The organism is Acinetobacter sp. C13, assembly GCF_016809775.1.
Lineage (GTDB): Bacteria > Pseudomonadota > Gammaproteobacteria > Pseudomonadales > Moraxellaceae > Acinetobacter > Acinetobacter pittii.
The window spans coordinates 754,414-768,631 of sequence record NZ_JAFBJL010000002.1; the positions used below are offsets into that span (position 1 = coordinate 754,414).

Below are 14,218 nucleotides of genomic sequence, written 5' to 3' on the forward strand. Positions count from 1 at the left end.
TGTTCTTGAATATGGCGGTAATATCTATTTAATGATTAATATGAGTTAATCACATAGCCCTCTGCCAAATAAGAAACAAACTAGTATTTGCTTTTCATTATTTAACTGGAATTATCATTTAATTAATGGATTATATAAAATATATTTTACCAAACTAACAAAGTGTGAGATTACACTCGGAACTTCATGAATTTGTCATATAGGTGAGATAAATTAAAAACAGAAAAATAAAAGAGAGAAGGCTATAGCACATAATTTAATAATATATAGCATCTGTAAATAAATGGTTTAGTCGGCTCTTTTATTTTTAAAGGAGTGTTAATGAAAGTACAGTATTTTGAAGGAGGCATGTATAAACATATGTGTCCTGCTTGCGGATATCTTCATTATATTCCTGTACATTATCCTTTCTCTAACGGCAACCAATGGTTTTTTAATGGTAACTTGGAAAAACCGACATTTGATCCCATCATAAGTATAAATGAATATTGTAATTACTTTATTAAAGATGGCTTTATCGAATATAGCGTTAATTGTAGGCATCATTTAGCTGGTTGTAAGGTTGAGCTGCCAGAACTAAAATTAAAAAACTATAGAATATAATTGATTTTGGTATTTATTAATTATGACCATTTAAAGGACTGCACATTTCCTTAATTATCACATATTTTTGCAATATATCTTTACATATTTGATACTGAACACATATAGTTTAAAAAATTGTAAATCTCTTTTAGTTGAAGGCTATATTATAATTTGCAAGAATTTTCATAACTTACTGTTTTATATTTTTATTTATGGATATCTGGAAATTTTTAAAAAGCTTTAATACAACTGGAACATATCTCATTATTTCTACTTTTATATTATTTTTAATGATTATATATTTTTACATTATACATCCTACCTAAACTAAATTATAAATAAAGTAAGATAATTATTTATTCTAAAATGTTTGATGTATTGGTTTATTTGAATTGGTTCTCAATTTTAAATGAAAAAAGATAATAGCATTGTATAGGTCCAAGTTTTATGAAAACATGACGTGGTTATAATATATGGAGAATATAATTAAAATTCCTTTCAAAAGATGTTAATCCCTAAATATAAAGACTGTACTGATCATAACAATGATGTCTAAAGTAAAAAATATGGAGATTTTCTATGAAGTTTTGTCAAGTTTCGACTTTTCTTTTAACAATAGCGCTGAGCCATTTAACCTATGCTGCACCTGCTACAACAAATTCTGTATTAGGCTCATCTGAAGCAAAAGGAATTATTAAAAATCAATATATTGTTATTCTTAATAAGGATGTGGGTTCTTCTAACGAGTTTGCACAAGGTATTGCTAAACAACATGGTGGGAAGGTATTACAGACCTATGATGCTGTAGTTAAGGGATTTGCAATTTATTTACCCGATGTTGCCGGTACTGCTTTTGTTGAAGCCATGAAAAAAAATCCGAAAGTCGTTTCAGTAGAAAATGACACAATCATGAAAGTTGATGCCACTACCCAAAGTAACCCAGATTGGGGACTAGATCGTATTGACCAAAAAAACTTACCTCTAGATTCAGCCTATTCGTACTTACAAACAGGTTCAGGTACAACTGCTTATATTGTTGATACAGGAATATTGTCTACACATCAACAGTTCTCTGGACGGGTATTAAGTGGCTATACCGCGATATCTGATGGTAATGGAACAAGTGACTGTCATGGTCATGGTACCCATGTGGCAGGAACAGTTGGTGGTAGTACCTATGGGGTTGCCAAGAATGTAAGCTTAGTGCCTATTCGGATTTTAGGATGTGATGGTTCTGGTGCTTCGAGTAATGTGATTGCTGGTTTAGACTGGATATTAAAAAATGGTAAAAAGCCAGCTGTAGTAAATATGTCTTTAGGTGGTGAAGCAAACACATCTTTAGATAGTGCAGTAGAAAATTTATTTAATAATGGTTATGTAATGGTTGTGGCTGCAGGAAACTCGAATACAGATGCATGTAGTTCTTCTCCTGCCAGAGTAAGTAAGGCAATTACTGTTGCTGCTACAGATAGTACAGATACTCGAGCGAGTTATTCTAATTATGGAAGCTGCGTTGATATTTTTGCGCCAGGAAGCCAGATCAATTCTTCATGGATTGGGAGCAATACAGCAACTAAAGTTTTAAATGGAACTTCAATGGCTACTCCACATGTTGTTGGAGTCGTAGCTGAAATGTTGCAAAGTACACCTACAGCAACACCTCAGACAATCTCAACTAATCTGTTAAATCAAGCAAGTAGTAATGTGGTAAAAAATCCTTCTGGTAGCCCAAATCGATTGTTATATAAATCACCTTAATAAGAAGTATGTCTTGAAATTGGAAAAGGTCCCGAAGGACCTTTTTTAGATTTTTGCATGAGTACCGTATTTATCAATCATGATTGAGCTGGCTTCATTTAAACCGCGAACCGTTACCTGAATACCGTTCTTTTGAAATTTATTCACAACAGAATCTAACATGGCAACTGAGGTCACATCCCAAATATGAGAATGGGTGAGATCAATAATGACTTCTTTAACTTTTTCTTTAAAGTTAAAACTTTGCATAAATTTTTCAGATGAACTGAAAAATATTTGGCCTCTTAATTCATATAAACGAGCTTGATTTTCGAATGAAGTTTCAATACGAATATCATTTTCAAGTTTATTTGCTAAGAAAAGTGCTGAAAGTAATACGCCAGTTAATACACCTAGTGCTAAGTTATGGGTAGCAACCACTACAATAACGGTTGCGATCATAACGACATTACTACTTTTAGGATTATTTTTAAATTGAGTCAGAGAGCTCCACTCAAAAGTACTGATCGATACCATAATCATGACCGCAACCAGAGCAGCCATAGGGATTACTTTTAACCAATCACTTAAAAATACCACGAGAATAAGTAAGAATATGCCTGCGCAGAAAGTGGATAAACGTGTGCGACCACCCGATTTTACATTAATCATTGATTGACCAATCATGGCACAACCCGCCATGCCGCCCATAAAACCTGAAGCAATATTTGCAATGCCTTGACCTTTACATTCTTGAAATTTATCACTAGATGTATCTGTCATTTCATCGACGATTGTTGCAGTCATCATTGATTCAAGTAAGCCAACCGCGGCAAGGGCTAAAGAATATGGAAGAATAATAAGGAGGGTTTCTAAATTTAAAGGAATATTCGGAATTAGAAATATAGGTAACGTATCTGGTAATGAACCCATATCACCAACAGTTCGAACATCAAACCCTAAAAAAATAGCGAGTAATGTTACTACTACAATACAAATAAGGGGCGAGGGAAAGAACTTTCCAATTTTTGGAATATAGGGGAAAAGGTAAATAATTCCTAAACCAATTGCTACTAGTAAGTAGACATGCCACGTCACATTTACCAATTCTGGTAATTGAGCCATAAAGATGAGTATGGCAAGGGCATTAACAAATCCAATTACCACCGATTTGGAAACAAAACGCATGAGTTTAGCGAGTTTGAAATATCCTGCCAAAATCTGTATGACGCCAGTTAATACTGTCGCAGCGAATAAGTATTGAAGCCCGTGTTCCTTTACGAGCGTTGTCATAACCAAAGCCATGGCACCCGTAGCTGCCGAAATCATAGCTGGACGACCGCCTACGAAAGAAATAATAACGGCAATACAAAAAGAGGCATATAAACCAACTTTTGGATCTACACCCGCAATAATTGAAAATGCAATTGCTTCTGGAATTAAAGCAAGACCAACCACAAGACCAGAAAGAATATCTGCGCGGGCATTAGAGAACCATTGTTCTCGGACATTGGATAACATGAGAAATAGCCTAAGTTCTAAATTTAAAAGGCTAGTGATGTGATATACCAACACAAGCGACTACACCACATCACTAAACAGTGATGAGTTATTTACAATAGATAAGGGTAAATAAACTTAAGGTGGCGTAAGTGTCATAGGTATAGAGAGTTTGAGGCATTTAAAAGTGCCCGAAGAATAGCATAAGTTTTTAAGGCTGACTAACCTAAGTCGACTAAATCGATTTAATCATAATTTTTCATTTCAGCTTTTGGCATTGAGGCAAATTCATTCGCAGGCATATCTAAGAAAAAGTCTTTTGCTTCAGAATGAGTACAGTTGAGCCAATCATTTCTAAGATCATCAGGTATCACAATAACCGAACGCTTTTCATCATCAGGTTTGTGAAATTGTTTCATGAAAGGGTGATGATCAGCATTGATTGTTAATAGCGACATTGATCTAACTTTCTGTTCATCTATAAGTGTTTCTTCATAGATTGCAGCAAGGGTAAAAGGTTGTCGATCTTGACGGAAAATACCATACCAATGAGCTTTTCCATTAATGTATTTAGGTTCATAGATGGCTTCAACAGGAATAAGTGCGAACTGATCATTTAACCAAGCATGTTTAAAAGAGCGCTTTTGTTGTACTGTCTCTGTTCTGGCATTATACGTTGCATATTTGAATGCGATTTCTTTAGCGTAAGGGGGAAGCATTCCAAATTTAGCTTTTCTCCACTCAAGCTCATTTTGATGAGATAAAATGAGTGGACAATCATCACTCGGAAAAATATCCATCTTATATTCAAAAGTTGGTTCAAATAAGTCTAATTGATTGGCATGTATTCTCTTAATAGGTTTAAAGTTTGCACACATAAGACACCTTCGTTGTAAAAATAGCTCTCAATTACAGCTTCTAACTTTTAGTCTTTAGTGATGTATATTTTTATAATTAGAATTGTCTCTTTGAGTATTAATTTTTAACTATCAATTACTTCGTTAATAAATATTTATTTAACTCATGGCCATTTCAAAAAAGTTTCAGATATAAAATTAATAGAATAGATAAATCGTATAGTTAAGTTGCTCATCTTAAAGAGAGTTTATTCTGTTTTAATAGCTACTTTTATGCAACAGAGCCTTTCAGAAATTTAGATTTTAATAGATTCGTTATTCATCATAATACAAATCATATAGAGAACTCGTACAAACCCTTTATTAGAGGTTTAAAAATTCTCGGAAAATTTTGACAATTTATAAGGTGGACACATGAATAAACATTTATTGGCTAAAATTGCTTTATTAGGCGCTGCTCAGCTAGTTATACTCTCAGCATTTGCTGATGTTCCTCTAACTCCATCTCAATTTGCTAAAGCAAAAACAGAAAACTTTGACAAGAAAGTTATTCTATCTAATTTAAATAAGCCACATGCTTTGTTGTGGGGACCTGATAATCAAATTTGGTTAACAGAGCGCGCAACAGGTAAGATTTTAAGAGTGAATCCAGAGTCGGGTAGTGTAAAAACAGTTTTTCAGGTGCCTGAGATTGTCAATGATGCTGATGGGCAAAATGGTTTATTAGGCTTTGCCTTCCATCCTGACTTTAAAAATAATCCTTATATCTATATTTCAGGTACATTTAAAAATCCGAAATCTACAGATAAAGAATTGCCTAATCAAACTATTATTCGTCGTTATACCTATAATAAATTAACAGATACGCTCGAGAAGCCAGTAGATTTATTGGCGGGATTACCATCATCGAAAGACCATCAGTCTGGTCGTCTTGTCATTGGTCCAGATCAAAAGATTTATTATACGATTGGTGACCAAGGGCGTAACCAGCTTGCTTATTTGTTCTTGCCAAATCAAGCACAACATACGCCAACTCAACAAGAACTGAATGGCAAAGACTATCACACCTATATGGGTAAAGTACTACGTTTAAATCTTGATGGAAGTATTCCAAAGGATAATCCAAGTTTTAACGGGGTGGTTAGCCATATTTATACACTTGGACATCGTAATCCGCAGGGCTTAGCATTCACTCCAAATGGTAAATTGTTGCAGTCTGAACAAGGCCCAAACTCTGACGATGAAATTAACCTCATTGTCAAAGGTGGCAACTATGGTTGGCCGAATGTAGCAGGTTATAAAGATGATAGTGGCTATGCTTATGCAAACTATTCAGCAGCAGCCAATAAGTCAATTAAGGATTTAGCTCAGAATGGAGTAAAAGTAGCCGCAGGGGTTCCTGTGACGAAAGAATCTGAATGGACTGGTAAAAACTTTGTCCCACCATTAAAAACTTTATATACCGTTCAAGATACCTACAACTATAACGATCCAACTTGTGGAGAGATGACCTATATTTGTTGGCCAACAGTTGCGCCGTCATCTGCCTATGTCTATAAGGGCGGTAAAAAAGCAATTACTGGTTGGGAAAATACATTATTGGTTCCATCTTTAAAACGCGGTGTTATTTTCCGTATTAAGTTAGATCCAACTTATAGCACTACTTATGATGACGCTGTGCCAATGTTTAAAAGCAACAACCGTTATCGTGATGTGATTGCAAGTCCAGATGGGAACGTTTTATATGTATTAACTGACACTGCCGGAAATGTTCAAAAAGATGATGGCTCAGTAACAAATACATTAGAAAATCCAGGATCTCTCATTAAGTTCACCTATAAGGCTAAGTAATACAGGCTATTAAAAAACCGATCTATTAAAGATCGGTTTTTTAGCTTTAGAAAACTATTCAGTTACGACTAATACTGGTAAATGAATTTCTCCTAAAAGGGCTTGAGTCACACTTCCTAAGAAGAACTTTTTAAACCCTTTTCGCCCATGCGAGCCAATCACTAATAAATCTGCTTTTAGCTCATTAGCTGCTTTAATAATTTCTGTGTGGATTGTTTGACCCTCAACAATTTTTGTTTCAACAGAAATTCCATGTTGGCTAAATTGTTCTTTAGCTTGGTCTAAAATGCTCTGAATCGATGCTCTAGCTTTATTAAAATAATCCTGTGCTAATTCTGTACTATCAATGAATTCTACAGAAATGAAAGGATCTATAGTAAGCGCATATACTAGAGTCACTTTACTGCCAAAGGCCTTTGCAATTGCTGTTGCATGATTGACGGCAATAAGTGAAGTAGGAGAACCATCGACTGGAACCAAGATATGGTGATAACTCATATATTGCTCCTTATTGTCTTGTGACAATGTATGGTGCGGGAACACCGAAATTATTATCTTTATGTTTATATTATGAACAGTTTTTAAAAAATTATTGTTTATTTTTAGTATGAGTAAAAACTAAAAGGTTTATTAAACCTCTTATTTTCAAAAATTGTAATGACTTTCTAAGTAAGGCTGATTTTGTTTAAGTATGGAAATAACCTGAGTAGCATCTATAGCAGATTCAAACAAGAATCCTTGACCTATGCTATAACCAAATTGTCGAAGCAGTTCTTCTTGTTCTGGAGTTTCAATTCCTTCAGCGATAAGCCCGAGTGATAAATTTGGAGCGAGTAAACCAATTGCTTGGACAATTGCATAAATTGATGGGTCATGTTGCATCTTTTGGATAAAGCTACAATCTACTTTTAAACTGTCAATCGGGTAATCGCGAATATGGGTTAGCGAGGAAAAACCAGTACCAAAGTCGTCAAGTGCAATGCGTACCCCATGCTGTTTTAATTTATTAAGTGCACGGATCACATATTCCGAGCCTCGATCGCCTAGCATGTGTTCGGTGACTTCCACTTCAATATAATGCATCGGTATTTGAAATTGATTAATCTTTTTCAAAAGTCTCTCAGCATAATTATCTCTTAAGAACTCAACTGGTGCAGCATTTAGTGAAACAGGGAGAGGGGTAATACCAAAAGTTATCCATTTGGCAATGTCACGTAAAACTTGATGTTGCATCGTTTCACCGATCTTACTCGCTAAATTATAATCTTTAAACGCTTCCGCAATTTGTGCAGGGTAGCCTCTTTGAGCTGAGGTTGTATGCCATCTTAATAAAGCTTCAAACCCCACTACACGATGGGTTCTTAAATCTACTTTAGGTTGATAATAAGGCTGGATTGTATGATGGCGAATTAGTTGACGAGCTAAATTAAGCTGAGAAGCGACTGTTTCGGTCATTTGCATCATGCATGGATCATACATGCGAATACCACCACGACCACGCGCTTTTAAATCATGCAATGCCATATCGGCACAACTGAGCAAACCTGACTGGTCTACGGCATCTTGCGGGTAAATTGCGCAGCCAATGCTCATCCCACCATTTAAGACATTTCCTAAATAGGTAATCGGCTGATTTAACTGTTGAAGTAAAATGGCTGCTAACTCTCGGACATCATTTTCAGAATTAAGATTATTAATAATAACCGCAAATTCGTCTCCGCCTAACCGCGCGACAAAGCACTTTTCATCATCTACACAATGACTAAAGCGTTTGGAGAGAACTTTTAATAGATGATCGCCCGCGCTATGCCCTAAAGTATCATTAATATGTTTAAAGTGGTCGAGGTCAATTAAAAGTAACCCTACACTTGTTTGAGTGTCTTTTGAATATGAGAGAGTACGCTTAAGTTGAAATTTAAATGAACGCCGATTATATAATCCGGTCAGTTCATCTCTTTCACTCATATTCCTAAGCTGGTTTTCTGCCAAATGTTGTTGAGTAACATTACGTGAGACACAAAGGATTTGTCCAATTTCACCATTTTCCCGATGAATTGGGGTAAGCATATTATCCCAATACTCAGGATCCTGATCTGGTAAGCAGCTCATTCCTGCAAATCTAGCAACTTTACCTTGAAGAGCTTTTTTCAAAGCGACTCGACCGCGTTTACGAATGTGCGGTGGTAATAGTTCGAGCCATTTCATTCCAAATTCTATTTCATCAACAGGTACACCTAAAGCGAGGCATCCTGATTTGTTCATATGAGAAAGTGTGCCGTCTACATTTAGAACTTTAATGCAATCTACACTGATATCTAACATCTGATTTTGTATTTCAATGTTCTTTTGCAAGTTTTGTTGTTCTTGAATATCGTGATCTATATCTAAAAAGCTAACATACCATTCGTTAGTTTGTGAGGAGCTACGATACTTAGATGCTTGAATCGATAGTTTGCACCATCTATATTGATTTCCAGTTCGTAAAAGTCGACATTTTAATTCGATTCTTTTTTGTAGGCGAATTGCTTCGAGCCATTTGTTTTTGACTTCATCTAAATCGGCAGGATAAATAAAATCTAGCCATTGCTCTGGCAATGGAGAAAAAGTATCCAACCAATATTCTGTACACTCTATATTGCAATATAATATCAAGCCATTTTCATCACTTACCCAAGTTGGGAGTGGAATTTGCTCAACAATAAAATGCTTTTGGGTGTTGTTCGACATTGAAGTCATAACATGCCTAGAAAGATTGTGTTGATTAATCTATTTATTAGCCATTATTGTAATCTTTCTGTAGTAAGCAAAACAGCAAATAATAAATTTTATGTGTATTTTTTTTGAACTAAAATTGAGTTGTTAAAACTAATATATACTAAAGATTTAATTTATGTTTTTGTTATTTATTAATTTTTATTTATCTTTCTTTAAAAAAATATTTATGCTTATTTTTGTAAAAAACTTATTAAAACAGCAGCTTATAATTATCTATATATATTTGTCATATTAAAAATAAAACTAAGAAAGTAGAAGGAGTAAAGATAAAAAATAAAGAATTTGATAAATCAAATTTTATTCATAATATAAACAAAGAAGCTCTCAAAAGAGGTTAATTAAATACAATAATCGCTATTAAGTTTACAAAAGTAATATAAAATAATAGCTTGTATTATCGTAAAATTCTTTTTGTCAAAAAGGATATATATTTCCTTTTTGTGCATTTTATAGCCTACATTTTCCCCAAGATGTAGGTTTTTTTTATGCATAATTTTTATAGATTTTAATTATAAAAATAAAAAAAGCCAAAATGGCTTTTTATACAGTTTCTGGCTTGTTCAACTGTTGTTGTATGTACAGATTCATATAGTACTGTTCGATATAATCATCAGCATAGTTGTTTGCCAAGGTTTTTGTTGCTACTTGCTCATGTTTTAAATAGCAGTTTGATTCAAGATCTTTTTCAAGTACCCACCAGCTACGGTTAATACGACGTACCTGAAATTTGTCACTTTTGTATTTTCTTTTAGCCATTTTCCGAAATTTGCTATTCAGTTATTGAAAGAGAATTTCTACTGGAGTTAAGAGCTCAAGTCAACAGATGGAAGGTTAATTGATTATTTTATGTGGGATGCCATTTCTCTCAATATTAAAGTAGAGACATTAAAATAGTTAAGCTCTCATAATGAGAGCTTAACTATTGGGTATAAATAGATTCTTATTTCATCTTAGCGAGAAAGGTTCTTTAAAAGTAATTTTAAACTTTCCATCATTTTTTCTAGTTGTAAGGGAGTAATACCTTCAAAAGACTGCTCAAGTACTACACTTGTAAGATCATTGATCTTGTTGATCATTTCAGTCCCTTTTTCTGTAAGTACTACACGAGTGATACGACCATCAGTTTGGCAAGAGTAAGTTTCAACCAAACCTTCATCTTTCAAACGATAAACAATTTTTGTGGTAGTCGACATTTTTGAAATAATCATATCTGAAAGTTCAGAAACACTCGCATGGGGCTTGCTGCTTAAAGCCAACATGATGCGTCGACGTGAGTTATCTAAACCATATTTTTTTAAAGCATTATCAATGTTTTGTACATATTGAGCATGTACTTGAGTAATCCAATAATATGGAAAATCTTCAAGAGTAAAAGATTCTGTTGTAGGTAAAAAACGCGCATACTTCTTTGTCATTGACTTTTCCCCATACCTTGGTGGATCGCATTCCTGGTGAACTATCTTTAATAGTTGAAAAATATAGTTTCATCAAGCAAGTTATAGCAGGACTTTACTTGATGAGCAAAAGTTATATAGCTTCATTTAACAATGACATGGTTTAATTGTCCTTATCTTTATAAAGCGTTCCTATAACTTTGCGAACTTTAAATACTCTTCAGCTATAATCAAAGATTATTAAAGGTAAAAACTGTTTAACAAAGCCGTACCTGAAACTCTTTGAGTGGATATGTAAGATTGCATCTAAGCTTGCTTGATCGTTAATTGAACGATATTGCTTGCAAGGGCATCGTAGAAAAAAAATTATGATTTGAACGTGGCATTGAACGAGAAAGTTTTTGTCTCTAAAGTCATAACTATGAAAAATTAAGATATTTAAATAAAAAATATTTATTTGTATCAATCACTTGTATTGTTTTGATGTTGCCGAAATTTACCATACATTTAACATGAAACATCTATTATTTAGTAAAATAAAATTAGCTTTCTATATTAAATAACTGATTTTTATTAATAAATTTCGAACATTATTTTAAATAATAAGCTTTTGAAATAGAGGTATTTTTGTCTATAAATTATAATTTTAATAAATTTTATCCATTAAATCTTAAAAGAGCCAATCTAACCGTAATGCTCGCAGAAGAAGTGCCAACACAGATTATGGCAAGAGCTATTCAGATTAAATGATTTAAGTCTCAAAGAAAGTGAATTAAATAGTTTTCAGTTTAAATTTTTATGAGATCAGGCATATATAATTTATAAAAAAGGGGAGAATTTATATTCTCCCTTTTTAATTATGAAACAGTCACTATTTTTTCTTCTATTTTTTTCTTAACAATGGCATAGCTTATCCCTGTAACAATACTACCAGCAGCAATTGCAGCAAGATATAACCAAGCATGATTAATCGCATTAGGAATTAAAAGAACAAATACACCGCCGTGAGGAGTAACCAGCTCGCAATGGAATAGGGCAACGAGTGCTCCAGTCACAGCTCCACCTAAAATGCAAGTTGGAATAACACGCATTGGGTCTTTAGCGGCAAAGGGAATAGCACCTTCAGAAATAAAACATAAACCTAATACGAAAGCTGCTTTTCCGGCATCTTTCTCTCCGGTACTAAATTTATTCCTTGCAATGAAAGTCGCAATAGCCATACCAATAGCAGGAACCATGCCGCCAGCCATTGTAGCTGCCATAGGCATATACGTGTTTGTTGTCAGCAACCCAACAGTAAAAGCATAGGCCGCTTTATTGATTGGTCCACCTAAATCAATACACATCATGCTTGCTAATATAATTCCCATTAACACAGCATTTGTTGTACCCATGTTGTTTAAGAAGTCTTTCATTAGCTCAAAAATATGTGCTACTGGCTGACCCACCACGTAAAACATAATAAGACCAACAAATAATGTGCCTAATAAAGGAATAATTAAAATCGGTTTAAGTGCTTCTAAACTTGTAGGAAGTTTGAGTTTTTTTGCAATAAAAAGCGCGATATAGCCAGCAAGAAAACCTGAGACAATACCTCCTAAAAAACCTGCTTGTAACTGAGAAGCAAGTAAGCCGCCAATTAAACCAGGTGCGAGGCCAGGACGATCAGCAATCGAGTAGGCGATATAACCAGATAACATTGGAACCATAAGCATAAATGCTGCGGCCCCAATTTGTTTTAATATAGCTGGTAAGCTGCCTGCTTGCTCAGCTGCATTGAGACCAAAGCATAAAGAGAGGGCAATTAAAAGACCTCCCGCCACCACCATAGGTAACATATAAGAGACACCTGTTAAGAGGTGTTTATATACACCAACTTTTTCGGTTTTATCTTTGTTTTCTGCAGATGTTTGTTGCTTACCTTGTTCTAAAACTTGCGCATTGCTGATTGCCTCAGCAAAAGCTTTATCTGTTTGCTTTAGAGCAAAACCTGTACTACATCTATAAACACGTTTACCTACAAAACGGTCTGTATTAACTTCAATGTCAGTCGCAAGAATGACGATGTCCGCATCAGCAATAGCTTGAGGTGATAAGATATTTTTTGCGCCAACGGAACCTTGAGTTTCTACTTCAATCTCATAACCGAGCTTTTCTGCGCCTTGCTGTAAAGCTTCGGCGGCCATAAAAGTATGCGCGACACCCGTAGGACACGCAGTGATCGCAACAAATTTTTTAGCTGTAGGTGCTGATACGTTATTATCATTTTGCCAGTCTTGAGCAGATTTAAAATGATCTAAAGCAGTTTGAAGAGCTGAATCAGTATCACTTTTGATCTCTTCAATGTTAATGAAAGATAAAGGGTGTGTACCAAAAATATTAAGATTTTTCGGGCGTTGTCCAACAACGATAATTTGGTCAAAGCTTTCATTCACCTCGAATTCATCAAGCGAAATAATGCTGTTTTGATAACCCTGTTGAGACGCGACTTGTGCAAGCTTACGAGCTAAAATCAAAGCATTGACTTGCTGTTGCGGACTATTAATAACAAATAATAAACGTTTAGCAGTTGGCATCAGATTCACTCAATGAATTGATTGTTGTTTGGGCTTTTAATTGGTTTAGCTTTTCAGCATTAGGAATACGAAAGCCTATTTGTGTTACAGCGTGGCTTGCAATTGCTGTAGCAATTTTTAATGTTTCTTCGGCAGAGAAGCCACTTAATAAGCCATGAATCATACCTGCTAAAAGAGAGTCACCCGCACCAACTGTACTTTTAACTATCACTTTAGGTGCTGTGGCATGAAGTGGGTGAGTGTCATGTAACCAGTTTACACCGTCTTCACCCATCGAAATAACGACATGTTCAATTTTAGCTAAGTTTGCAAAAAGTTTTTTTTGTTCAGCATAGGTTGTAGCAGGAAGCTGATAACTTTCTACTAACTCATCTGTATTTGGTTTAATCATCCAAGGTTGACATTCAATTGCAGCAACCAACGCTTTACCACTTGTATCAAGTGCAACATTTTTACCTTGCTCTTGAATAAGTTTAATAAGTTGTTGTAACTCATCAGCACTAAAACCTTGTGGTAGGCTTCCAGCAATAGCAACCACATCTACCTGAGGCAAAATCATCTCGATTTTTTGAAAGAGGTTTTTCTTATCTAGTTCAGATATGAAAAAACCTTTTCCATTCAAATCAGTCATACGTCCCGAATGTTCAGCAATTTTTATATTTTGGCGAGTTTCACCTTCAATATAAATAAATTCAGGTTGAAATTGAGCTTCTTTAAAATGGTCATCGAAAATCTGTCTGTTTGTTGCTCCTAGAAAACCAGAAACAACAACCTCATGCCCCAAATCTTTTAAAACTTGTGCAATATTTAAACCTTTGCCTGCCGCATGTATTTCTACAGATTCTTGGCGGTTTACTTGACCTATCTGTAACTCTTTGAGTTGTATAGTCACATCAATTGCAGGATTTAAAGTAATTGTTAAAACTTTAGCCATTACCATTCC

The 14,218-nt window shown here is 34.7% G+C and carries 11 protein-coding genes; 3 read left to right on the forward strand and 8 right to left on the reverse strand.

Annotated features, from left to right (window positions below; translation table 11 throughout):
• The first annotated feature begins 321 nt into the window (after window positions 1-321).
• Together JGE69_RS08780 and JGE69_RS08785 are read left to right on the forward strand one after the other, a co-directional pair.
• On the forward strand, window positions 322-603 hold the full coding sequence (locus JGE69_RS08780; protein WP_005073920.1) for a DUF6527 family protein: 282 nt from the start codon (window positions 322-324) through the stop codon (window positions 601-603).
• A 561-nt stretch (window positions 604-1,164) separates the two neighbouring features.
• Window positions 1,165-2,343: a S8 family peptidase gene (locus JGE69_RS08785; RefSeq protein WP_199112737.1), complete on the forward strand. Its 1,179-nt coding sequence runs from the start codon at window positions 1,165-1,167 to the stop codon at window positions 2,341-2,343.
• 45 nt (window positions 2,344-2,388) lie between these two features.
• On the opposite strand, the gene JGE69_RS08790 is transcribed toward JGE69_RS08785, so the two are convergent.
• Together JGE69_RS08790 and JGE69_RS08795 are read right to left on the reverse strand one after the other, a co-directional pair.
• Window positions 2,389-3,843 carry a SulP family inorganic anion transporter gene (locus JGE69_RS08790; RefSeq protein WP_199112735.1) on the reverse strand — a complete coding sequence of 485 codons (1,455 nt, stop codon included), beginning with the start codon at window positions 3,841-3,843 and terminating at the stop codon, window positions 2,389-2,391.
• Between the two features lie 224 nt (window positions 3,844-4,067).
• Window positions 4,068-4,700 carry an SOS response-associated peptidase family protein gene (locus JGE69_RS08795; protein ID WP_032062764.1) on the reverse strand — a complete coding sequence of 211 codons (633 nt, stop codon included), beginning with the start codon at window positions 4,698-4,700 and terminating at the stop codon, window positions 4,068-4,070.
• Between the two features lie 393 nt (window positions 4,701-5,093).
• Between JGE69_RS08795 and JGE69_RS08800 the strand changes: the two genes are divergently transcribed.
• Window positions 5,094-6,530: a glucose/sorbosone family PQQ-dependent dehydrogenase gene (locus JGE69_RS08800; RefSeq protein WP_199112733.1), complete on the forward strand. Its 1,437-nt coding sequence runs from the start codon at window positions 5,094-5,096 to the stop codon at window positions 6,528-6,530.
• Between the two features lie 54 nt (window positions 6,531-6,584).
• Here JGE69_RS08800 and JGE69_RS08805 read toward each other — a convergent pair whose 3' ends face one another.
• The 6 genes from JGE69_RS08805 to pfkB form a co-directional block, all read right to left on the reverse strand.
• A complete protein-coding gene (locus JGE69_RS08805) occupies window positions 6,585-7,028 on the reverse strand; it encodes a universal stress protein (RefSeq protein ID WP_002120966.1) in 444 nt (147 codons plus the stop codon).
• Window positions 7,029-7,175: 147 nt separating this feature from the next.
• The gene (locus JGE69_RS08810) at window positions 7,176-9,266 is read right to left on the reverse strand and encodes an EAL domain-containing protein (RefSeq protein ID WP_199112732.1); all 2,091 of its coding nucleotides are present in this window, start codon (window positions 9,264-9,266) and stop codon (window positions 7,176-7,178) included.
• A 579-nt stretch (window positions 9,267-9,845) separates the two neighbouring features.
• Window positions 9,846-10,061: a hypothetical protein gene (locus JGE69_RS08815; protein WP_002120955.1), complete on the reverse strand. Its 216-nt coding sequence runs from the start codon at window positions 10,059-10,061 to the stop codon at window positions 9,846-9,848.
• A 194-nt stretch (window positions 10,062-10,255) separates the two neighbouring features.
• Entirely contained in the window at window positions 10,256-10,720 is a 465-nt protein-coding gene (locus tag JGE69_RS08820; protein WP_002121027.1) for a MarR family winged helix-turn-helix transcriptional regulator, read from the reverse strand.
• A gap of 836 nt (window positions 10,721-11,556) precedes the next feature.
• Window positions 11,557-13,275 carry a fructose-specific PTS transporter subunit EIIC gene (locus JGE69_RS08825; protein ID WP_199112731.1) on the reverse strand — a complete coding sequence of 573 codons (1,719 nt, stop codon included), beginning with the start codon at window positions 13,273-13,275 and terminating at the stop codon, window positions 11,557-11,559.
• The gene (gene pfkB, locus JGE69_RS08830; protein WP_016145539.1) at window positions 13,262-14,209 is read right to left on the reverse strand and encodes a 1-phosphofructokinase; all 948 of its coding nucleotides are present in this window, start codon (window positions 14,207-14,209) and stop codon (window positions 13,262-13,264) included. The genes JGE69_RS08825 and pfkB overlap by 14 nt, the downstream gene beginning before the upstream one ends.
• Between the last annotated feature and the right edge of the window lie 9 nt (window positions 14,210-14,218).